This window comes from Altererythrobacter sp. Z27, assembly GCF_052683155.1.
Map to the genome: position 1 here is coordinate 1,040,718 of NZ_JBQYMC010000001.1, position 20,996 is coordinate 1,061,713.

Here is a 20,996-nt window from a genome sequence, read left to right on the forward strand (position 1 = left end):
TTACTTCTTCTTCCCTTCCTTGCGGAAGACATACTCGCCGCGGTACTTGATGCCCTTGCCCTTATACGGCTCGGGCTTGCGCCAGCGGCGGACTTCGGCGGCAAACTGGCCAACGGCCTGCTTGTCGATCCCCGAGATTTCGACCGTGGTCTGGTCCGGGGTCTTCACTTCGAGGCCTTCCGGCACGTCGAGATCGACATCGTGGCTGTAGCCAAGCTGCAGCCTCAGCTTCTTGCCCTGGGCGTTGGCGCGATAGCCCACACCCGTGATCTCGAGCACCTTGGTGAAACCTTCGGTGACGCCTTCGACCAGGTTCGATACCAGCGTGCGCTGCATGCCCCAGAAAGAGCGCGCGGCCTTGGTGTCGTTGGCCGGCTTGACCTGGATTTCCTCACCGTCGATCTTGTAATCGATCAGGTCGGAAAGGCCCATCGAAAGGGTGCCCTTGGGGCCCTTCACGGTCATCGTACCGTTGTCGATATTGGCGGTGACCCCGCTGGGGATCGCCACCGGCTTTTTGCCAATGCGGCTCATCAGAACACCTCCGCCAGCACTTCGCCGCCGACGTTCTCGGCGCGAGCTTCGGCATCCGAAAGCACGCCCTTGGGGGTCGAGACGATGGTGATGCCAAGGCCGTTGCGGACAGTCGGGAGCTCCTTGCTGCCCGAGTAGATCCGGCGGCCCGGCTTGGAGACGCGAGCGACATGCTTGATCGCAGGTTCGCCCTCGAAATACTTCAGTTCGATCCGCAGCGCCTTGTGCTTGCCGGTGCTGTCTTCGCTGTAGCCACGGATGTAGCCTTCGCGCTGGAGCACTTCGAGCACGTTCGCACGCAGCTTGGAAGCCGGCGAAAGGACGCTGTCCTTCTTCGCCTGCTGGCCGTTGCGGATACGGGTGAGCATATCACCCAGGGGATCGGTCATAGCCATCTGTCAGATCCTCACCAGCTCGACTTGGTCACGCCCGGGATCATGCCCTTGTTGGCAAGATCGCGGAGTTCGATGCGGCAAAGCCCGAACTTGCGGTAATAGCCGCGCGGGCGGCCGGTGGTGTTGCAGCGGTTGCGCACCCGGGTCGGGTTCGCATTACGCGGGATTTCCGCCATCTTCAGGCGCGCGATCAGACGTTCGCCCTCATCGAGCGACTCGTTGTCCGCAATCGCCTTCAGCTTGGCGTATTGGTTTGCGTACTTCTTGACGAGCTTCTTACGACGCTCGTTCTTGTTGATGGAACTCAGTTTCGCCATGGACTTAAGCTCTCCTGGTCAGCGGCTCACGCCGCTTCCTTTTCTTCGGTCTGTTCGACCGGGAACGGGAAACCGAACAGCTTCAGCAGTTCGCGCGCTTCCTCGTCGGTCTTTGCGGTAGTGGTGACGATGATATCCATGCCACGCACCTTTTCGATCTTGTCGTAGCTGATCTCGGGGAACACGATCTGTTCCTTGAGACCCATCGCATAGTTGCCACGGCCGTCGAACGACTTGGGGTTGAGCCCACGGAAGTCGCGGATACGCGGCATTGCTATGGTCACGAGGCGGTCGAGGAATTCGTACATACGGTCGCGGCGCATGGTAACCTTGCACCCGATCGGCATGCCTTCACGCAGCTTGAACTGCGCAATCGACTTCTTCGCCTTGGTGATGACCGGCTTCTGGCCGGCAATCAGCGCCATTTCCTCGGCAGCGGTCTGGACCTTCTTCTTGTCCTGGCTCGCTTCGCCCACACCCATGTTGAGCGTGATCTTTTCGAGCTTCGGAACTTCAAGGCGGTTCTTGTAACCGAACTTCTCGGTCATCGCCTTGACGATCTGGTCTTCGTACTTCTGCTTCAGGCGGGGGGTATAATCAGCCATCGATGGTCTCCCCACTCTTCACGGCAACGCGCACCTTCTTGCCGCCCTTTTCTTCGAAACGGACGCGAGTGGCCTTGCCAGTCTTCGGATCGGCCACCGCGACTTTCGAGATATGCATCGGAGCCTCACGGCGTTCGATGCCACCCTGCGGGTTGGCCTGGTTCGGCTTACGGTGACGGGTGGCGACGTTCACGCCTTCCACAACGACCTTGCCTTCCTTCGGCATGACCTGGGCGACCGTGCCGGTCTTGCCCTTGTCCTTGCCCGAAAGGACGACGACGTTGTCACCCTTCTTGATCTTAGCGGCGGCCATCACAGCACCTCCGGAGCGAGCGAAATGATCTTCATGAAGCCGCGGCCGCGCAGTTCGCGCACCACCGGGCCGAAGATACGGGTTCCGATCGGCTCTTCGTTCTTGTTGACGAGCACGGCCGCGTTGCTGTCGAAGCGGATCACGCTGCCATCGGGACGACGGACGTCCTTCTTGGTGCGCACGATCACGGCGCGGTGAACGTCACCCTTCTTCACGCGGGCGCGCGGCTGGGCTTCCTTCACGGAAACCACGATCACGTCGCCGACGGACGCGGTACGACGCTTCGAGCCGCCCAGTACCTTGATGCACTGGACGCGCTTGGCGCCGCTGTTGTCCGCGACGTCGAGATTGGATTGCATCTGGATCATTGATCCGTTTCCTTCTCACTGGCTTGCCGGAACAAGTCCGGCAGTTCCCTACGTCTAACTCAGTTGCTCGCGGCTGCGACGTCGAGGTCGGCTTCCACCGCCTGCACGCCACCTGCCTGTACCCGGTCCTTCACGGCCCAGGTCTTGGTCTTCGAGATCGGCCTGGTTTCCTCGATGCGGACCACATCGCCAATCTTGTATTCATTCGCTTCGTCGTGAGCGTGATACTTCTTCGAACGACGGATGATCTTCCCGTAGAGCGGGTGCTTCACCTTGCGTTCGACCAGCACGGTCACGGTCTTGTCGGTCTTGTCGGAGGTGACGGTCCCGATCAGGATACGCTTCGGCATCGTTTAACTCCTCAAGCCTTGGCAGCGGCGGTTGCCGCACGCTCGTTCTGCAGCGTCTTGATCTTGGCGATCGAACGACGCACTTGCTTCACGCGTGCCGGCGCTTCGAGCTGGTTGGTCGCAGCCTGGAACCGAAGGTTGAACTGCTCGCGCTTGAGCTCGACGAGCTCCGAGGCCAGCTGGTCATCGGTCTTGGTGCGCAGATCTTCGATCTTGCTCATCATTCGCCTCCCAGGTGCGAGGTGTCGCCCAGGCGGGCTACGACCTTGGTCTTGATCGGCAGCTTCATGGCTGCACGTTCGAAGGCTTCAGCGGCCAGCGGGCCGGCAACGCCGTCGAGTTCGAACAGGATGCGGCCCGGCTTCACGCGAGCTGCCCAGTATTCGATCGAACCCTTGCCCTTACCCTGACGGACTTCGGCAGGCTTCTTCGACACCGGAACGTCGGGGAACACGCGGATCCACAGGCGCCCCTGGCGCTTGATGTGGCGGGTGATCGCACGACGCGCAGCTTCGATCTGGCGCGCGGTAATACGCTCGGGTTCGAGCGCCTTCAGGCCGTAGGAGCCGAAGTTCAAGGTGGTGCCGCCCTTGGCGTCGCCCTTGATCTTGCCCTTGAAGGCCTTGCGGAACTTGGTTTTCTTCGGTTGCAGCATGGTTCTTTCCTAATCCTGCAATCAGCGAGCCGGGCGCACGCCGGAAGTCTGCGCTTCCATCATGAGGCGGTCCTGCGCGGTCGGATCGTGAGCGAGGATCTCGCCCTTGAAGATCCACACCTTGATGCCGATGATGCCGTATGCGGTGAGCGCTTCGGCTTCGGCATAGTCCACGTTCGCACGCAGCGTGTGCAGCGGAACGCGACCTTCGCGGTACCATTCGACGCGTGCAATTTCCGCACCGCCAAGACGGCCGCCGCAGGTGATCTTGATGCCTTCAGCGCCCAGACGGAGCGCCGACTGCACCGCGCGCTTCATCGCACGACGGAATGCAACGCGGCGGATCAGCTGATCGGCAATGCCCTGGGCGACGAGCTTGGCGTCGATTTCCGGCTTGCGGATTTCAACGATGTTCAGCTTCACTTCGCTGTCGGTCATGCTGGCCAGCTTCGAGCGCAGCTTTTCGATGTCAGCGCCCTTCTTGCCGATGATGACGCCGGGACGCGCAGCATAGATCGACACGCGGCACAGCTTGGCCGGGCGTTCGATCACTACCTTCGAGATCGCTGCCTGCGGCAGGTTCTCGACGATGTACTTGCGGATCGCGATGTCTTCCTTGAGCAACTTGGCATAGTCACGCCCTTCGGCGTACCAGCGGCTGTCCCAGGTACGGTTGATCTGCAGGCGCAGACCGATCGGATTGCTCTTCTGGCCCATCTTACGCCTCTTCCTGCTCGCGCACCACGATCCGCAGCCGGCTGAACGGCTTGAGGATCCGGGTCGACTTGCCGCGACCGCGGGTGTGGAACCGCTTCATGGTGACCGACTTGCCGACCGAGGCTTCCGCCACGACGAGCGAGTCGACGTCCAAATTGTGGTTGTTCTCCGCATTGGCGATCGCCGAAGCGAGCACCTTGCTGGCGTCCTTCGCCATCGCCTTCTTCGAGAAAGCGAGGATGTTCATGGCCTCTTCGGCCTTCTTGCCGCGGATCAGCTCGGCAACGAGGTTCAGCTTCTGCGCCGAACCACGGATCGTGGTGCCGACGGCCAGCGCCTCGTTATCGCCGACGCGGCGGGGTGCCTTTGCCTTGCCCATTAGCGCTTGCCCTTCTTGTCGGCGGCGTGGCCCGGGAAGCTGCGCGTGGGCGCGAACTCGCCAAGCTTGTGGCCGACCATCTCTTCCGAAACGGAGACGGGGATGAACTTCTGCCCGTTGTAGACGTTGAACGTCAGGCCAACGAACTGCGGGAGAATGGTCGAACGGCGCGACCAGGTCTTGATCGGCTTGTTGTTGTTCGTTTCCTGCGCGTCCTCCGCCTTCTTCAGAAGGCTGAGTTCGACAAACGGACCTTTCCAGACGGAACGTGCCATTAGTCCTTACCTCTTCTTCTTGGCGTGGCGCGAACGGATGATCATCTTGTCCGTCTGCTTGTTGTGGCGGGTGCGGGCGCCCTTGGTCGGCTTGCCCCACGGGGTCACCGGATGGCGGCCACCGCTGGTGCGGCCTTCACCACCACCGTGCGGGTGGTCGACCGGGTTCTTGGCGACACCGCGAGTAAGCGGCTTTACGCCCATCCAGCGCTTGCGGCCGGCCTTGGCGAAGTTCTGGTTCTGGTTGTCGGGGTTCGAAACCGCACCAACCGTACCCATGCAATCGGCCCGCAGGTAGCGCTGCTCGCCCGAGTTCAGGCGTGCGATCACCATGCCGCGGTCACGACCGACGATCTGCACATAGGTGCCTGCGCTGCGAGCGATCTGACCGCCCTTGCCCGGCTTCATCTCCACATTGTGGCAGATGGTGCCGACCGGCATCTGGCCCAGCAGCATCGCGTTGCCCGGCTTGGTGTCGGTCTTTTCACCGGCCACAACCTGGTCGCCGACAGCAAGGCGCTGCGGAGCGATAATATAGGCCTGCTCACCGTCTTCATACTTGATGAGCGCGATGAAAGCCGTGCGGTTGGGATCGTATTCCAGGCGCTCGACCGTCGCAGGCATATCCCACTTGCGGCGCTTGAAATCGATGAAGCGGTACTTCTGCTTGTGACCGCCCGCCATGCCGCGCGAAGTGACATGACCCTTGTTGTTGCGTCCACCGGTCTTGCGCTTGCCTTCCGTGAGCGACTTGACCGGCTTGCCCTTCCAGAGCTGGGTCTTGTCGACGAGGATGAGGCCGCGGCGTGCGGGGCTCGTCGGATTGTAGTTCTTGAGTGCCATCGTTCCTGCCCTCAGATCCCGCTAGTGATGTCGATCATTTCGCCCTCAGCGAGGGTGACGATCGCTTTCTTCACGTCGGTGCGCTTGTAGGCCTTGCCCTTCCAGCGCTTGGTCTTGCCCTTCACGACGATCGTGTTCACAGCCACGACCTTCTTGTCGTAGATCGCTTCCACCGCTTCCTTGATCTGCGGCTTCGTCGCGTCGCCAGCCACCTTGAACACAACAGCGTTCTGTTCCGAAGCCATGGTCGACTTCTCGGTGATGTGCGGGGCGATGATCACGTCGTAGTGACGCGCGTCGATTTCCTGCTTCTTAGCCATTGAAGCGCGCCTCCAGCTTGGCGACCGCGTCCTTGGTCAGGACCAGCGTGTCGTGGTTGAGGATGTCGTAGACATTGGCGCCGATGGCGGGGAGCACGTTCACGCCCGGCAGGTTGCCGGCGGCCTTCTTGAAGCCTTCGTTCACGCTTTCGCCATCGATTACCAGGACCTTGCCGGTCAGACCGGCCTTGTCGAGGTGACCCTTGAGTGCCTTGGTCTTGGCGTCCTTGAGCTCGAGGCTGTCGACAACCACGAGGCCGTCCTTCGCCTTGCTCGAAAGCGCCATCTTCAGGCCGAGCGCACGCAGCTTCCTGTTCAGCGACTGCTGGAAGTCACGCTTGCGCGCACCGTGAGCCTTGCCGCCGCCGATGAAGATCGGGGCTGCGCGGTCACCGTGACGGGCGGTACCACCACCCTTTTGGCGGCCGAACTTCTTGCCGGTACGGGCAACGTCCGAACGTTCACGGGTCGGACGGGCAGTGCCACGGCGGTTTTCAAGCTGCCAGGTGACAATGCGGTGCAGGATGTCGGCGCGCGGCTCAACTCCGAACACGGCATCGTTGAGCTCGATATCGCCCGACGCCTTGCCGTCGATTTTCTGGACCTTCACCTTCACGGATCAGCCCTCCTTGTTTTCGTCGCTGGCCGGAGCGTCGGCTGCGGGAGCTTCTGCTTCGGGAGCGGGAGTTTCGGCTGCGGCTTCCACTGCGGTTTCTTCAACCGGAGATTCAACCACGGTCTCTTCGACCAGCGGAGCGGCGTTGAGATCGATCACTGCGCCGGGGAACGGCAGTTCTTCCGAAAGCGGCAGTTTCACCGCGTCGCGGACGAGCAGCCAGCCGTTCTTCGAGCCAGGGACCGAGCCCTTGACGAAGATCAGGCCGCGCTCTGCGTCGGTGCGAACGACTTCCAGGTTCTGCTGGGTGCGCTGACGGTCACCCATGTGGCCGGCCATCTTCTTGCCCTTGAACACGCGGCCCGGATCCTGGCGGTTACCGGTCGAACCATGTGCGCGGTGCGAGATCGAGACACCGTGCGTTGCACGCATGCCTCCGAAGCCCCAACGCTTCATCGCGCCGGCAAAGCCCTTACCCTGGGTGTGACCGGTGATGTCGACCTTCTGGCCAGCGACGAAGTGATCGGCGCTGATGGTCGAACCAACCGGCACGAGGGCATCTTCGCTCTCGACGCGGAATTCAGCCACACGCTTCTTCAGCCCGACCTGGGCCTTGGCGAAGTGCTCGCGCTGCGGCTTGTTGACATTCTTCTGCTTGGCTTCGCCCGCACCCAGCTGGACCGCGAAGTAACCATCGCGATCGGCAGTCCGGTGCAAGACGACCTGGCAGTCCTCCAGCGAGAGAACGGTCACGGGAACGTGACGTCCATCCTCCTGGAACAGGCGGGTCATCCCGACTTTCTTTGCGATAACGCCAGTGCGCATCGTCTAACTCCTAAACAGAGGCACACGAGGCCCATCCCCGCGTGCTTGCCAGCCCGAATTTTGATGCATCGCCCCGTCTGGGCTGAGTGCTAGCCATGCCCGAAGGCCTGGAGAGCGAGACGGGGGACGCAGCCCGGATGAACTCCGGCGGTATCCCAATGTCTTGCCGATCCCGAGAGATCGACGGGGCCGTTGGAGCCCCTGAAAGTCTCGGCCTGTTTAAGGTCTGACCGGGAGACCTGAGAAAAAGCGGCTTAGGCCAGCTTGATCTCGACGTTCACGCCCGCAGCGAGGTCGAGCTTCATCAGCGCGTCGACGGTCTGGGCATTGGGCTGCACGATGTCGAGCAGCCGCTTGTAGGTGCGCACCTCGAACTGCTCGCGCGACTTCTTGTCGATGTGCGGGCCGCGGTTCACGGTGAACTTCTCGATACGCGTCGGCAGAGGAATGGGGCCACGAATAAGAGCACCCGTGCGACGCGCGGTGTCTGCAATCTCACCAGTAGCCTGGTCGAGAACACGATGGTCGAACGCCTTCAGGCGAATGCGGATATTCTGAGCTTCCATTACCTACACCAATGCGAAAGAGCCGAAGGAGCCTTTCGACCCCTCAAAAAAACAAAGGCCCGCCCTGCTTGCGCCCGGTCTCCCGGAAAGGGCGGCCCTCCAAAATTCGTTCTGCGAGGACGAATCCCCGCGTTCGGGCGCGCCTATACGGTGGTAGCGGGATTCTGGCAACCCCGTTTCCATCGAAAATCGGCCCAAAAACTGGACACGCGCCGTATGATTGCCCTGCCACTGAAAATCAGGACCAAGCTTTCATAAAAAGGGGCCCGGCACCCTATCGGGAACCGGGCCTCCTCTTGTCGCAGCAGGCCGTGGCCTGCGCGCGATCACTTGGTGATCTTCGAGACCACGCCCGAGCCGACGGTGCGGCCGCCTTCGCGGATTGCGAAGCGCAGGCCTTCGTCCATGGCGATCGGAGCAATCAGCTTGACGCTGATGGTCACGTTGTCGCCCGGCATGACCATTTCAGTGCCCTCGGGGAGGATCACTTCACCGGTCACGTCGGTGGTGCGGAAGTAGAACTGCGGGCGGTAGTTGGCGAAGAACGGCGTGTGACGGCCACCTTCGTCCTTCGACAGCACGTAAACTTCGGCGCTGAACTCGGTGTGCGGGCTGACCGAACCGGGCTTGCAGAGGACCTGGCCGCGCTCAACCGCTTCACGAGCGACGCCGCGGATCAGGGCGCCGATGTTGTCGCCGGCTTCACCGCGATCGAGCAGCTTGCGGAACATTTCCACGCCGGTGACGGTGGTCTTCTGGGTGTCCTTGATGCCGACGATTTCGACTTCGTCGCCAACGTTGACAACACCGGTTTCGACGCGGCCGGTAACCACAGTGCCGCGACCCGAGATCGAGAACACGTCTTCGATCGGCATCAGGAAGGGCTTGTCGACCGGACGGTCGGGCTGCGGAATGAATTCGTCCACGGCCTTCATCAGTTCGAGGATCGAGTTTTCGCCGATTTCCGGATCACGGCCTTCGAGAGCGGCCAGAGCCGAACCCTTGACGATCGGAATATCGTCGCCCGGGAAGTCGTAGCTCGAAAGCAGTTCACGAACTTCGAGTTCGACGAGCTCGAGGATTTCCTCGTCGTCGACCTGATCGACCTTGTTCATGTACACGACCAGAGCCGGCACGCCGACCTGGCGAGCAAGCAGGATGTGTTCGCGGGTCTGCGGCATCGGGCCGTCAGCAGCGTTCACAACCAGGATCGCGCCGTCCATCTGCGCCGCGCCGGTGATCATGTTCTTCACATAGTCGGCGTGGCCGGGGCAGTCGACGTGAGCGTAGTGACGCGCGTCGGTTTCATATTCGACGTGTGCGGTCGAAATGGTGATGCCGCGCTCGCGCTCTTCCGGAGCCTTGTCGATGTTCGCGAAATCAACCGGGGCGCCGAGCACCTTGGTGATCGCTGCGGTCAGCGTGGTCTTGCCGTGGTCGACGTGACCGATGGTGCCGATGTTGCAGTGCGGCTTGTTCCGCTGGAATTTTTCCTTAGCCATTTCTCAAATAACCTCTGGTTTGAATTGAATCGTTGCGGGAGAAAAGGCGGCACCCGCTGAATCAGGCGCCGCCCCTAGACCGTGTCGCTCGCTTAAGCAAGCTTCTCCTTGACTTCCTGCGCGACATTCGCCGGCACTTCGTCATAGTGGCTGAACTGCATCGTGTACTGGGCGCGGCCCTGAGTGAACGAACGCAGCTCGTTGACGTATCCGAACATGTTGGCCAGCGGCACATTGGCCTCGACCACCTGTGCGTTGCCGCGAGTGTCGGTGCCCTGGATTTGGCCACGGCGGCTGTTGAGGTCGCCGATGACGTCGCCCATGAAATCTTCGGGGGTGACGACTTCGACCTTCATGATCGGCTCAAGCAGCTTGATGCCGGCCTTGCTGGCCACTTCGCGCATCGCGCCGCGACCGGCAATTTCGAAGGCGATCGCCGACGAGTCGACATCGTGGTAGGCGCCATCATACAGCTCGACGCTGAAGTCGATAATCGGGAAGCCGACAAGATAGCCGCTTTCGGCCTGCTCGCGGAAACCCTTTTCGATCGCGGGGATATATTCCTTCGGGATATTACCGCCCTTGATATTATCTTCGAAGATAACGCCCTGGCCGCGTTCACCAGGGGTGACCTTGACCTTCACGCGACCGAACTGGCCCGAGCCGCCCGACTGCTTCTTGTGGGTGTAGTCGACCTCGACTTCACGAGCGAGCGACTCGCGGTATGCCACCTGCGGCGCACCGACGTTCGCTTCGACCTTGAACTCGCGCTTCATGCGATCGACGAGGATGTCGAGGTGAAGCTCGCCCATGCCCTTGATGATCGTCTGGCCCGATTCGTGATCGGTCGACACGCGGAACGAGGGATCTTCGGCAGCCAGGCGGTTGAGCGCAACGCCCATCTTTTCCTGGTCGGCCTTGGTCTTGGGTTCCACCGACAGTTCGATCACCGGCTCAGGGAATTCCATACGCTCGAGGATGATCGGCTTGGCCGGATCGCACAGCGTATCGCCCGTGGTGGTGTCCTTCATGCCCGCCAGCGCAACGATGTCGCCCGCGAATGCTTCTTCGATGTCCTCTCGGTTGTTCGAGTGCATCAGCAGCATGCGGCCGATCTTTTCCTTCTTGTCCTTCACCGAGTTCAGGACCTGGCCCTTCGTCAGCTTGCCCGAATAGATGCGGGTAAAGGTGAGCGAGCCCACGAAGGGGTCGTTCATGATCTTGAACGCCAGCGCGCTGAACGGCGCATCGTCGCTCGAAGGACGCTCGGCTTCCTCGTCGCTGTCAGGCAGGACGCCCTTGATCGCGGGAACGTCGAGCGGCGAAGGCATGTAGTCGACCACTGCGTCGAGCAGCGGCTGCACGCCCTTGTTCTTGAAGGCCGAACCGCAGGTTACGGGGACGAAGGCGCGTGCCATGGTGCCCTTGCGGATCAGCTTCTTGATGGTCGCGACGTCGGGCTCGTTGCCTTCGAGATAGGCTTCCATGACATCGTCGTCTTGCTCGACGACAGTCTCGATCAGCCTTTCGCGATATTCGGCAGCCTTGTCCGCCAGTTCTGCCGGAATGTCGACGAACTCGTACTTCGCGCCGAGGTCTTCGGCCTGCCACACGATGCCGCGGTTATTGACGAGGTCGACAACACCCTTGAGGTTCGATTCCGCACCAATCGGGAGATACAGCACCAGCGGCACCGCGCCGAGACGGTCGATGATCGACTGCACGCAGTAGTAGAAGTCTGCACCGGTACGGTCGAGCTTGTTGATGAAGCACATCCGCGGAACACCGTATTTGTCGGCTTGGCGCCACACGGTTTCCGACTGCGGCTCAACGCCCGCAACGCCGTCAAACACCGCAACCGCGCCGTCGAGCACGCGCAGCGAACGTTCGACTTCGATGGTGAAGTCGACGTGCCCGGGGGTGTCGATGATGTTGATGCGATACTTGGGCTGGTTCGCGCGCAGGTCCTCAGGGTTCGAGCGCGGATCCATCGTCGCGTCTTCGGGCGTCCAGAAAGTGGTAGTCGCAGCCGAGGTGATGGTGATCCCGCGCTCCTGCTCCTGCTCCATCCAGTCCATCGTCGCGGCACCATCGTGCACTTCGCCGATCTTGTAGGACTTGCCGGTGTAGTAGAGGATACGCTCGGTAGTCGTGGTCTTGCCGGCATCGATGTGAGCCATGATGCCGATATTGCGGTACCGCTCCAGCGGATATTCGCGTGCCATGTTGAGTCTCCGTGAGGGGGTTTGCCCCCTAGATAGGTTTTACCAGCGCCAAAATTACCAGCGATAGTGCGAGAACGCGCGGTTGGCGTCAGCCATGCGGTGCGTGTCTTCGCGCTTCTTGACGGCATTGCCACGGTTGTTCGCCGCATCGAGCAGTTCGCCCGAGAGGCGCGCAGCCATGGTGGTTTCGGGGCGACCGCGAGCCGCAGTGATCAGCCAGCGGATGGCGAGCGCCTGGGCACGCTCGGGGCGAACCTCGACCGGCACCTGGTAGGTCGCACCACCGACGCGGCGGCTGCGCACTTCCACCTGCGGCTTCACATTGTTGAGCGCATCGTGGAACATCTGGATCGGATCGGCCTTGGCCTTCGCTTCGACCGTTTCGAGCGCGCCATAGACGATGCGCTCGGCAACGGACTTCTTACCGTCCAGCATGAGGTTGTTCATGAACTTCGACAGAACCTGATCCCCGAACTTCGGGTCAGGCAGGATTTCCCGCTTCTCGGGACGACGACGACGTGACATCGGATTTTCTCCTGTAGGCCCTTCCTTCACCGTCACCCTGAACTTGTTTCAGGGTCCATTTTTCGGCTTGGGGCGAACCTTTCAAATAACTTGCGAACTCGGCACCAAGGGGAACCATGGATCCTGAAACACGGTCGCTTGTGGCGACCTGTTCAGGATGACCCATCCCCCGGATGGATCACTTCGGCCGCTTGGCGCCGTACTTCGAACGGCTCTGCTTGCGGTCCTTCACACCCTGCGTGTCGAGCACGCCGCGAAGCACGTGATAGCGCACGCCCGGAAGGTCGCGCACACGGCCGCCGCGGATCAGCACGACGCTGTGTTCCTGCAGGTTGTGGCCTTCGCCGGGGATGTAGGAGATGACTTCGCGCTGGTTGGTCAGGCGCACCTTGGCAACCTTGCGCAGAGCGGAGTTCGGCTTCTTCGGCGTCGTGGTATAGACGCGCGTGCAGACGCCGCGCTTCTGCGGGTTCTGCTCCATCGCAGGGACCTTGCTCTTGGCCTTCTGCGGGGTGCGGCCCTTGCGGACCAGCTGGTTGATCGTCGGCATAAGTACTCTTCACCGTGTTTATGGCGGCGACTTGATGCGATCGGGATGGAGGTTGCTCGTTCACCCGGCCCGTTCGTGCTGAGCCTGTCGAAGCATGACGGGCTGCGCACACGGCGGCATGAACAAGCTGAAACGCTCCACCCAAAAGCCACTGGCCACCGGGTTACTTTGACGGCTGCCCCCTCTCCCCGCTCATCCGTCATCCTGAACCTGGTTCAGGAGAACAAACCACTGGGAGCCAATAGAAAAGAGCCACGCCGCAACAGCGACTGGCCCCCGGGACATGACCGGCAATGTTCAGCTCTATTGACCTTGCGAGGCCAAAGGCCCCGTTCGGTTGGCGCGCCCTTATGTTGGATTCGCCCAAAGGTCAAGGATCGCGTGGCCCGGCCGCGCGATCCCCTGCCCCTCAATCGCGCCGGTCGCGCCGGTTGGGAAAATTGGGCATCCTCGTGCCGCGCGGCGGCGGCTGGAGGTTGCGCTCGAACCTCTTGTAATGCGGCTGGCCCGTCACTTCGCGGCTGCGGAAGTGCCGTTCGCGGTCGACGCGATAGCGGTTTTCATGCGGCGCCAGCCGGAACCAGAAGAAGCCGTCTGTGCCCCAATACCCGTCGTAGAAGTCGCCGTAATAGCCGTCATACCAGCCGTAATAGGGGTGGCTGCTCCAGGTCAGCGAGCCGCGGCCATAGATGTCGTCGGCGCAGCCTGCGGGCAGCGTCAGCGCCAGCGCCAGCGCGGCGGCGGCAAGGATTTTTCGCATGGGTCCGGTCCTTGTGTAGCGAGGAGAGGACGCCAGCATCGCCGCGAACCGGGCCGCGCTGTATCAGGAAAGGTCCTTAGGGGGGGCACTTGTTTGGGGATCACGGGCATCGGTTGGATGCGGCTCTCATTGTGGGAGAGGGGGGAAGGTCAAGGGTTAGAGCGACGTCGCATACTCTTGCTTCAGTCAAAGATTTGGCGACTCGATACGTCGGGGTAGCGGCAGAACTACGAAGCGTGGAATAGCTAATTGCCATCAGCTTGCCTCTTTCAAGATATCAATCAAATCAAGAAGCGGACCGAGTATTCTGTCCAGTTCATCCACTGGCTCCTGAAGTTGGTCCAAAATCTCGAGCCCCTTTTCTCCAACATCAACCGGCTGTGGGATCGAACGAACATCTCGACCTAAGTCCCTCGATATTGAACCGGTCGCCCCGACTGGAATAACAAATAACCCGAGCTCTTTTGCGATTTCGAACTCGTTCTGCATACCGGTTGCAGGGACAACGGCATTTCCAGCTTGTTTGTTACCAAACAAGAAAATAGCGATCCCAGCTCGCGCAATCATATCCCTTCGATAGGTGTCCCATAAGGCCTCTCTTTTGCCCGGGTCATTGGGAAATTGTGGGAAAGGCCTAACAACCAAATTGTCATCAAACCTCTTCTCCGGATGTCGGCTTAGTGACAGGATTGAGCCACCTAGGAGAGCATTTCCGACACCAACCCCAACACCTGAGACAACCTTCAAGTTCCTCTCGATTAAGAGTCCTCCAAGCTTCTCCATGAAAGAGTGGACATCCTGCTCTCCCCATGGGGAGTAGTCATGTGCGCTCGTTGAAACGAAGATCGAATTTTGCACGAAACGGCGATAAATTTCGGTCAACACTCGTGGAATTTCATCGTAGGAGTCGACCAGAACGCTTTCGATGTTAAATCGTTTTAGATCCTCCAAAACAATTGCCTGCCGATTCTTGGTATACTCAAACTCTTCAACATCCTCGCAGTCATGCTCAGAAACTGACTTGAATAATGCGTAATGCGGGCGTTGATTTTCAGCGAACCGATATCTTATTTGGGCAAGGACTCTCTCTAGATTCGGATCGGTAAAGCTGAAACCGATGAAAAGAAAAGTCTTGGACGTAAGATCACCTGTAAGCGCATTCAAAAAAGCTCCCCTTTTGAATGCATACTTTTCATAGTCATCTCTGGTAAGAACCGCATCCCCAGGATGCTCCACATCTCCATGCATTTTGAACACTGTGACATTTCGATTGGGTTTCGTATAGGCAAGCTGATTGACCTGATATTTGATGTCGGCGACCTTACCTTCATCGGTCAAAGCGGTCTCAATCAGTCTGTCGTAGTTGGTGGTCCACCATGTTGAAATCGGTAGTCGTGCAAGTATGCGATGGCATTCAGTAGGATTTTTATCTGCCGGGAATTCCTCGAGCAGCACTTTGTTTAATTGTCCTCTATTTTGCCCCTTCGAATTGACATAATACTGAGCAATAGCAACGAAATCTGACTCGCGATCTACATTCAGATTCAACTCAGCCGCTATTTCTCTTAGTAACTCCTTCCAGTTCACAAATCCCGCGGACGCAGACAATCCTGCACCAGCAAAGATGGCTGCATTCCCCTCTTCTAGGTCCTTCAGATACAGTTCGATGAAGCGGGATCTTTCCATCTCTATTTTCAGCCTGTTGGCGAATTCGCCTTTCGCATCGGTCGAGAAAAGTCGTATTCATTTCCTAGTCGGTCTTGGTGCGCAGCTTCAATCAATGCGGCAAGGCTCTCCAAATCGTTTTCAATTCGCGCCCAATTTGTAACCGAAATCGTGGCGTTGGGTGCCATCAGATTGTCGATAATTCGATCCGGCAGATACGGATGTCTGCGCTGGTACTCGTCCCAACTATCTAGCGAAATCCAATTGTCGCAATCAGGATAAATCCTTGATTTCTCCCATGCGTGAGCAGCGTGCCAAGATGTAGGACTCGTTGAAGGAAGCTGAATCACTAAGATGCCGGATTTCTTGTTGATCGGGCCATCCCTCATGCTGCTATAAATTTCCCAATCAACATGTTTACGTCCCCTAGTTTCAGTTCCAACCAAAACAATGGTGACCGTAGAGTCCCTTAGGTATTCATCGCGAATGATGCATCGAATGGTCTCGGTAGGAAGATCACCCTCGATATCTCGCGTATTGACTGAAACATCCTCAAACAGCTCGTACTGGCTCGCCCATTGCTGCAACTGATCCTTCGCCCATTGGTCATTGGCGTGATGGTAGCTTATGAATACTTTGCGCATGCCCTAATATTGTTGAATGAAACAAAATTCCCAAGTGGGAATTGGAGCAATCCACAAATAATTTTCCTACTCCGCCTTTTTCTGATTTAGCCCCTCAGACGCCGGGCGCAGCGCCTCCGCGCTGCTTGGCTCCCGCGCCATAAGGCGCGACGGCCGGTCGGCCTTGCGGCTCGCTGGTCGCTCGCCGTTTTCGTGCCGGATAGAGAGGTGGTTTGTGGCTAGAAACAAACGTCGCACTCCCCGCCAGGCCACAAGCGCCGTCGCGTTCGAGCATGCCCCGCCCCCGCCCGGCGATCCGCTGCTCGCCTTCCAGCCTTTCATCCACGCACAGCCGCGCCGCAATTCGATCACGCCCGATCTCCAGCGCCAGTTCATCGCCCATCTCGCCGCCACCGGCATCGTCAGCTCCGCCGCGCGGCGCATCGGGCGCAGCATGGAGGCGCTCTACAAGCTGCGCCACAGGCCCGGGGCCGAGGGCTTTGCGGCCGCCTGGGACCGGGCGGTCGATCGCGGGGTGCAGCGGCTCGAGGATACCGCGCTCGCCCGCGCGATCGAGGGGGAAGAGCGCGCCATCGTCCGCAATGGCGAGATCGTGGGGCTCCAGCGCCATCACAACGAAGCGCTCACCATGTTCTTCCTGCGCCACCGCCTGCCCGCGCGGTACGGCCCGCAGCAGGAAAAACCATCCGAAGCGCTCTATGCCGAGCTGGAGGCACGCGCGCTAGGCGTGGCGCGCGAGCTGGTGCAGCGCGAACGCGACCAGCAGGTGGCGGATTTGCTCCCGCTGCTCGACCACATGGTGAAGAACCGGGTGGAAGGCCGCGCCTATATCACCGGGGTGGATGTGACCAAGACCATCGCCGAAAATGCGAAGATGATGAGAAACAACCTTCCTAAAACCACGCCCTGACGCCGAGGAGGAACTTCCAGCCGGTCGGGTCTTCGCCCGCGGCGCGCGTGATATCCGCCGTCTCTCCCAGCTTCGCTTCATATTCCACGCCGACATAGGGCGCGAATTCGCGCACGATCTCATACCGCAGGCGCAGGCCGGGCTCGATCTTGGTCAGCCCCGCGCCGATCCCGCGTTCGGGGATGTCCTGGGCTGAGGCTTCCAGCTCGACCCGCGGCTGCAGGATCAGGCTTTGCGTGATCTTCTGGTCGTATTCGCCCTTGAACCGCGCGGTAAGGTCGCCCCGGTCGCTCAGGAAAGCCGCGGCGTCGACGTGGAACATGTAGGGCGCGAGCCCCTGTATGCCGAGCGCGAGGTGGCTGCGCGTTTCGGGCTCGATATCCAGCCGCGCGCCCGCCTGCAGGTCGAAGAAGGGGCCGATCGCATGGCTCCACAGCGCCTGCACTTCGGCATCCTCGACGCTGCCGCCGATTTCGCCCTCCCCTTCGGTCTTGAGCACGAATTTGTCGATGTCGCCGCCGTACCAGGCCTGCGCGTCCCACAGCCAGCCGTCCTCGCCGCCCTCTGCCGGGATGCGCGCCTCCAGCCGTTCGACCAACACCATGCCGGTGGTCATTTCGCCGTGCATGCGGCGGTTTTCCTCGCGGCTGGGCGCCATCGCGTCGGCGCCCCAGATGGCGTCGGCAGCGTGGAGCGGACCCTCGAGCGCACGCGCGGGCACTGCGCTTTCGGGCGCGGCGCCGGGCGCGGACTTGTCGACCATGGGCATAGTGTGCTGCGTGTGGTCCATAGGTGTTGGCGCGGGTGCAGGCTGGTGCGCCGAGTGATCATGTGCCGAATGGTCCTGCGCCATGGCGGGGGTCGCTAGCATTGCAGCGCCTGCAAGAAGGAGCGCGCGCATCAGTGGTGCCCCCCGTGCGGGAAGGGCCGCACCGTCACCACCTGCATCATCCCGGCGTGCATGTGGTAGAGCAAGTGGCAGTGGAACGCCCAGTCGCCCGGCTCATTAGCGGTGAGGTCGAAAGTCGCGGTTCCGCCCGGCTGCACCACCACCGTGTGCTTCAATGGCTGGTGCATATGGTCTGCGCCGTTGACCAGTTCGAAGAAATGGCCGTGCAGATGGATCGGATGCGCCATCATCGTGTCGTTCACCAGCTTCACCCGCACCCGCTCGTCATATCCGAAGCGGATCGGATTGTCGGTGACGGCAGAAAAGGCCTTGCCGTCGAACGACCACATGTAGCGTTCCATATTGCCGGTGAGGTGGATCTCCATCTCGCGCTCGACCATGCGGTGCGGGTTCATCCGCTTCGCCTTGAGATCGGTGTAGCGCAGAACGCGATGCTTCACCTTGTCGAGCCCGAGGCCGGGGAAATCCATCCGGTCCATCGGCATGGGCGCGACCATGTCGAGCCCGGGCCCCACCTCCACATCGTCGGGAAGCTTCGAGGTGTCGCGCATCGAGTGGTCCATGCCCCCCATGTCGCCCATGCCGCCATGCCCCATAGCGGAATGGTCCATCATCCCCATGTCGGCCATGGTCAGCGTCGGCACTTCGCGCAGCGGCGGCGGAGTGGCGATATGGCCCGGGTGCGAGGTCAGGCTGGCGACGCCCATTCCGCTGCGGTCCATCGCTTCGGCCACCAGTGCGTGGCTGCCGTCGGGCGGAGTCACGATCACATCATAGGTTTCGGCCACGCCGATCTGGAATTCATCGACGACAACATCGGCCACATCGATCCCGTCGGCCGCGATCACCGTCATCGGCACGCCGGGAATGCGCAGGTTGAAGAAGGTCATCGCGCTGCCATTGATCACGCGCAGCCGCACGCGCTCGCCGGGCTTGAACGCCAGCTGGAGGTTGTCCGCCGGGCCGTGGCCGTTGATCAGGAACGTATAGGTCATGCCGGTCACGTCGGAGATGTCGCGCGGGTTCATCCGCATCTTGCCCCACATGCGGCGATCCGCCCCGCTCATCCCGCCATCGCTGGCGGTCTGCATCTGGCGGTTGAAGTAATGCTCGCCGACCTTGAGCTTGCGCATGATCTCATGCGGATGCATCGGCGTGAATTCGCTCAGCAGCACCACATAGTCGCGGTCGTAACGCGGATCGGGCTCAGCGCTTTCGATCACGATTGGCCCGTATAACCCGGCCTGCTCCTGCAAGCCCGAGTGGCTGTGCCACCAATAGGTGCCGCTCTGGCGGATCGGGAATTCGTAAGTGAAGGTTTCGCCCGGCTTGATCCCGGGGAAGCTGACGCCCGGAACCCCGTCGAACTGGAACGGCAGCAGCAGCCCGTGCCAGTGGATCGAGGAATCCTCTGCAAGGTTGTTGGTCACATGCAGGCGGACGTTCTGCCCTTCCTTAAGGCGGATCAGCGGCCCCGGCACCGTGCCGTTTACGGCATGGGCATGGCCCGAGCGAGCGCCGGTCATGAAGTGATGGTCGCCGATCGCAAGGTGGATATCCTCGCCCGACAATTCGCCGAATCCGCGCTGCGCATGCGGCAGCGATGCGCCCTTGGCCCAGGCGGGCACGGGAAGCGAGGCAGCGGCAGCGAGGCCGACAGTGCTGGTGATCAGGCGACGGCGTGAAACGGCAATGGACATACAGGGATGCGCAACTTGTGGACTTGGGGATCGGTTCCCACTATATACCCCCCTAGGGTATTTGAAAAGGGAATATTTCGATGTCGACTCAAGCCAGCGCGAAGATCAACCGGCTCAACCGCATCGCAGGGCAAGTGCGCGGCGTGGCGAAGATGGTCGAGGAAGACCGCTATTGCATCGACATCTTGCACCAAATCCAGGCGATCCGGTCCGCCCTCGCCAAGGTCGAAAGCCAGATCCTGAAGGATCATGCCGCCTGCTGCGTGGCCGAGGCGATCGCTTCGGGCGACGCGCAGGAACAGCGCGCCAAGTTCGAGGAGTTGGTCGATTTGATGGAACGCGCGCGGGGCTGATCGGCAACCGAACGGCTCTGGTCGCAAATATTCACCTTGGTGCGACGGGAGACGGGCCACGGGATTAACCCTCGCCCGCCGCGTGGCGCGCCCTTTCCGGCAGCCCGGCGATAACTTCCCGTCAATCAATCCTAGTGCTTTGGTAACCTTGTCTTCAAACCGCGTGGTCACTCCTGTTGCCGCAAACAGGAGCCATGTTCAGGAAGTCCCTCCTTGCTGCTGGTGCCGCAACCGTGCTCGCCGCCGCGCCGCTTTCGGCCGCTGCGCCGCTTTCGGTCACCGTGCCCAGCGCCATGCCGCTGGCCGCGGTCGGGATTTCCGAAGTGGCCTGCCAGCCGCAGCCCGCTGCTTTCGTCACTCAGCTTGCAACCCCAGCAATTCCGACCGGCCATCCGCTCGCAGCGCCCGCATCGGCCCGCATGGCCAAGAGCGCGGCGATCCTGGGCGGCCAGATGAGTGCGCTGGAAAAGATGCGCCTTTCGCAGGCAGGCATCGAAATGCCCGCTCCGGCTCCGCAGCCGCAAGCGCTCACCCTTGCCAACGCCACCGCTTGCGCCACGATCGGCGCGCGCGTCGCCAGCGCGATCGCTCCGGTCGCAACCGGGCGCTTCCTCGGCACCGAGCGTGTGCGCATCGGGCGCACCCGCTTCGACAATGACTGGAAGCGCGTGTCGGGCAAGGGACTGTCACGGCGCGACCTTACCCGCAGCTTGGGCGCAGTGCCGCAGGACCGCGAGGAACTGCTCGGCACGGTCAATCGCTGGGTCAACCGCACGATCCGATATCGAGACGACCGCGTGCAGCACGGCACCGCCGATTACTGGGCCGACGCGCGCACAACGCTGCGCAGCGGCACCGGCGATTGCGAGGATTACGCGATCCTCAAGATGCAGATGCTGGCCGCAGCGGGCGTTTCGCGCGAGGACATGATGCTCACGCTGGCGCGCGACACCGTCCAGCGTGCGGATCACGCAGTGCTGCTGGTGCGGCAGGGCGACGATTGGGTAATGCTCGACATGGCGAGCGACCGGATCGCACCCGCCGCCGCCGATTACGGATATCGCCCGGTGATGAGCTTTGCCGGTGCCGAACGCTACATCCACGGCACCGCCGTCGGCACACCGCAGGCGCAGCGCCCGGTGCGCGTCGCGCTGAGCCGCTGACGCACCGCCCC

At 61.1% G+C, this 20,996-nt stretch carries 29 protein-coding genes; 3 read left to right on the forward strand and 26 right to left on the reverse strand.

What is annotated here, in order from left to right:
- The 24 genes from rplF to ACUJ47_RS05225 form a co-directional block, all read right to left on the reverse strand.
- Complete coding sequence (rplF, locus tag ACUJ47_RS05110) at positions 1 to 534, reverse strand: 50S ribosomal protein L6 (RefSeq protein ID WP_445537354.1); 534 nt, start codon at positions 532 to 534, stop codon at positions 1 to 3.
- A complete protein-coding gene (gene rpsH / locus ACUJ47_RS05115) occupies positions 534 to 929 on the reverse strand; it encodes a 30S ribosomal protein S8 (protein WP_354143210.1) in 396 nt (131 codons plus the stop codon). Before rpsH ends, rplF begins: the two co-directional genes overlap by 1 nt.
- 11 nt (positions 930 to 940) lie before the next feature.
- Complete coding sequence (gene rpsN / locus ACUJ47_RS05120; protein WP_354143209.1) at positions 941 to 1,246, reverse strand: 30S ribosomal protein S14; 306 nt, start codon at positions 1,244 to 1,246, stop codon at positions 941 to 943.
- 26 nt (positions 1,247 to 1,272) lie between these two features.
- Complete coding sequence (gene rplE / locus ACUJ47_RS05125) at positions 1,273 to 1,851, reverse strand: 50S ribosomal protein L5 (RefSeq protein ID WP_354143208.1); 579 nt, start codon at positions 1,849 to 1,851, stop codon at positions 1,273 to 1,275.
- Positions 1,844 to 2,164 (reverse strand): 50S ribosomal protein L24, encoded by a 321-nt coding sequence (gene rplX, locus ACUJ47_RS05130; protein ID WP_445537355.1) that lies wholly within the window; start codon positions 2,162 to 2,164, stop codon positions 1,844 to 1,846. The genes rplE and rplX overlap by 8 nt, the downstream gene beginning before the upstream one ends.
- Positions 2,164 to 2,532 (reverse strand): 50S ribosomal protein L14, encoded by a 369-nt coding sequence (gene rplN / locus ACUJ47_RS05135; protein WP_061924894.1) that lies wholly within the window; start codon positions 2,530 to 2,532, stop codon positions 2,164 to 2,166. Before rplN ends, rplX begins: the two co-directional genes overlap by 1 nt.
- A 59-nt stretch (positions 2,533 to 2,591) precedes the next feature.
- Positions 2,592 to 2,882, reverse strand: coding sequence for a 30S ribosomal protein S17 (gene rpsQ, locus ACUJ47_RS05140; RefSeq protein ID WP_445537356.1), 291 nt, complete (start codon positions 2,880 to 2,882; stop codon positions 2,592 to 2,594).
- 11 nt (positions 2,883 to 2,893) lie between these two features.
- Positions 2,894 to 3,103, reverse strand: coding sequence for a 50S ribosomal protein L29 (rpmC, locus tag ACUJ47_RS05145; protein ID WP_354143205.1), 210 nt, complete (start codon positions 3,101 to 3,103; stop codon positions 2,894 to 2,896).
- Positions 3,103 to 3,537: a 50S ribosomal protein L16 gene (gene rplP, locus ACUJ47_RS05150; protein WP_354143204.1), complete on the reverse strand. Its 435-nt coding sequence runs from the start codon at positions 3,535 to 3,537 to the stop codon at positions 3,103 to 3,105. Before rplP ends, rpmC begins: the two co-directional genes overlap by 1 nt.
- A gap of 21 nt (positions 3,538 to 3,558) precedes the next feature.
- The gene (rpsC, locus tag ACUJ47_RS05155) at positions 3,559 to 4,254 is read right to left on the reverse strand and encodes a 30S ribosomal protein S3 (protein ID WP_445537357.1); all 696 of its coding nucleotides are present in this window, start codon (positions 4,252 to 4,254) and stop codon (positions 3,559 to 3,561) included.
- Between the two features lies 1 nt (position 4,255).
- Complete coding sequence (gene rplV, locus ACUJ47_RS05160; protein WP_354143202.1) at positions 4,256 to 4,633, reverse strand: 50S ribosomal protein L22; 378 nt, start codon at positions 4,631 to 4,633, stop codon at positions 4,256 to 4,258.
- Positions 4,633 to 4,908, reverse strand: coding sequence for a 30S ribosomal protein S19 (gene rpsS / locus ACUJ47_RS05165; RefSeq protein ID WP_445537358.1), 276 nt, complete (start codon positions 4,906 to 4,908; stop codon positions 4,633 to 4,635). The genes rplV and rpsS overlap by 1 nt, the downstream gene beginning before the upstream one ends.
- Positions 4,909 to 4,914: 6 nt before the next feature.
- A complete protein-coding gene (gene rplB / locus ACUJ47_RS05170; RefSeq protein ID WP_445537359.1) occupies positions 4,915 to 5,751 on the reverse strand; it encodes a 50S ribosomal protein L2 in 837 nt (278 codons plus the stop codon).
- A gap of 11 nt (positions 5,752 to 5,762) precedes the next feature.
- Positions 5,763 to 6,071 carry a 50S ribosomal protein L23 gene (locus ACUJ47_RS05175; RefSeq protein ID WP_354143199.1) on the reverse strand — a complete coding sequence of 103 codons (309 nt, stop codon included), beginning with the start codon at positions 6,069 to 6,071 and terminating at the stop codon, positions 5,763 to 5,765.
- Positions 6,064 to 6,687 carry a 50S ribosomal protein L4 gene (rplD, locus tag ACUJ47_RS05180; protein ID WP_445537360.1) on the reverse strand — a complete coding sequence of 208 codons (624 nt, stop codon included), beginning with the start codon at positions 6,685 to 6,687 and terminating at the stop codon, positions 6,064 to 6,066. The genes ACUJ47_RS05175 and rplD overlap by 8 nt, the downstream gene beginning before the upstream one ends.
- Positions 6,688 to 6,690: 3 nt before the next feature.
- On the reverse strand, positions 6,691 to 7,512 hold the full coding sequence (gene rplC / locus ACUJ47_RS05185; RefSeq protein WP_445537361.1) for a 50S ribosomal protein L3: 822 nt from the start codon (positions 7,510 to 7,512) through the stop codon (positions 6,691 to 6,693).
- Between the two features lie 254 nt (positions 7,513 to 7,766).
- A complete protein-coding gene (gene rpsJ, locus ACUJ47_RS05190) occupies positions 7,767 to 8,078 on the reverse strand; it encodes a 30S ribosomal protein S10 (RefSeq protein WP_034905023.1) in 312 nt (103 codons plus the stop codon).
- A gap of 326 nt (positions 8,079 to 8,404) precedes the next feature.
- Entirely contained in the window at positions 8,405 to 9,580 is a 1,176-nt protein-coding gene (gene tuf / locus ACUJ47_RS05195) for an elongation factor Tu (protein ID WP_445537362.1), read from the reverse strand.
- 92 nt (positions 9,581 to 9,672) lie between these two features.
- Positions 9,673 to 11,805 (reverse strand): elongation factor G, encoded by a 2,133-nt coding sequence (gene fusA, locus ACUJ47_RS05200; protein ID WP_445537363.1) that lies wholly within the window; start codon positions 11,803 to 11,805, stop codon positions 9,673 to 9,675.
- A gap of 54 nt (positions 11,806 to 11,859) precedes the next feature.
- Entirely contained in the window at positions 11,860 to 12,330 is a 471-nt protein-coding gene (gene rpsG / locus ACUJ47_RS05205) for a 30S ribosomal protein S7 (protein ID WP_445537364.1), read from the reverse strand.
- Positions 12,331 to 12,508: 178 nt separating this feature from the next.
- Positions 12,509 to 12,880: a 30S ribosomal protein S12 gene (gene rpsL, locus ACUJ47_RS05210; RefSeq protein ID WP_007164630.1), complete on the reverse strand. Its 372-nt coding sequence runs from the start codon at positions 12,878 to 12,880 to the stop codon at positions 12,509 to 12,511.
- Between the two features lie 409 nt (positions 12,881 to 13,289).
- Entirely contained in the window at positions 13,290 to 13,640 is a 351-nt protein-coding gene (locus ACUJ47_RS05215; RefSeq protein ID WP_445537365.1) for a hypothetical protein, read from the reverse strand.
- A gap of 255 nt (positions 13,641 to 13,895) precedes the next feature.
- Positions 13,896 to 15,326: an SIR2 family protein gene (locus ACUJ47_RS05220; protein ID WP_445537366.1), complete on the reverse strand. Its 1,431-nt coding sequence runs from the start codon at positions 15,324 to 15,326 to the stop codon at positions 13,896 to 13,898.
- Positions 15,327 to 15,334: 8 nt separating this feature from the next.
- Positions 15,335 to 15,949, reverse strand: coding sequence for a TIR domain-containing protein (locus tag ACUJ47_RS05225; RefSeq protein WP_445537367.1), 615 nt, complete (start codon positions 15,947 to 15,949; stop codon positions 15,335 to 15,337).
- 214 nt (positions 15,950 to 16,163) lie between these two features.
- On the opposite strand from ACUJ47_RS05225, the gene ACUJ47_RS05230 reads away from it, so the two are divergent.
- On the forward strand, positions 16,164 to 16,859 hold the full coding sequence (locus tag ACUJ47_RS05230) for a hypothetical protein (protein ID WP_445537368.1): 696 nt from the start codon (positions 16,164 to 16,166) through the stop codon (positions 16,857 to 16,859).
- Here ACUJ47_RS05230 and ACUJ47_RS05235 read toward each other — a convergent pair.
- Both ACUJ47_RS05235 and ACUJ47_RS05240 read right to left on the reverse strand, forming a co-directional pair.
- The gene (locus ACUJ47_RS05235; RefSeq protein WP_445537369.1) at positions 16,843 to 17,730 is read right to left on the reverse strand and encodes a copper resistance protein B; all 888 of its coding nucleotides are present in this window, start codon (positions 17,728 to 17,730) and stop codon (positions 16,843 to 16,845) included. The genes ACUJ47_RS05230 and ACUJ47_RS05235 overlap by 17 nt on opposite strands.
- Before the next feature lie 29 nt (positions 17,731 to 17,759).
- Positions 17,760 to 19,469 carry a copper resistance system multicopper oxidase gene (locus tag ACUJ47_RS05240; RefSeq protein WP_445537370.1) on the reverse strand — a complete coding sequence of 570 codons (1,710 nt, stop codon included), beginning with the start codon at positions 19,467 to 19,469 and terminating at the stop codon, positions 17,760 to 17,762.
- Positions 19,470 to 19,549: 80 nt separating this feature from the next.
- Here ACUJ47_RS05240 and ACUJ47_RS05245 point away from each other — a divergent pair, with 80 nt between their 5' ends.
- Together ACUJ47_RS05245 and ACUJ47_RS05250 are read left to right on the forward strand one after the other, a co-directional pair.
- Entirely contained in the window at positions 19,550 to 19,822 is a 273-nt protein-coding gene (locus ACUJ47_RS05245; RefSeq protein ID WP_445537371.1) for a metal-sensitive transcriptional regulator, read from the forward strand.
- A 194-nt stretch (positions 19,823 to 20,016) separates the two neighbouring features.
- A complete protein-coding gene (locus ACUJ47_RS05250) occupies positions 20,017 to 20,985 on the forward strand; it encodes a transglutaminase-like cysteine peptidase (RefSeq protein ID WP_445537372.1) in 969 nt (322 codons plus the stop codon).
- Positions 20,986 to 20,996: the final 11 nt, after the last annotated feature.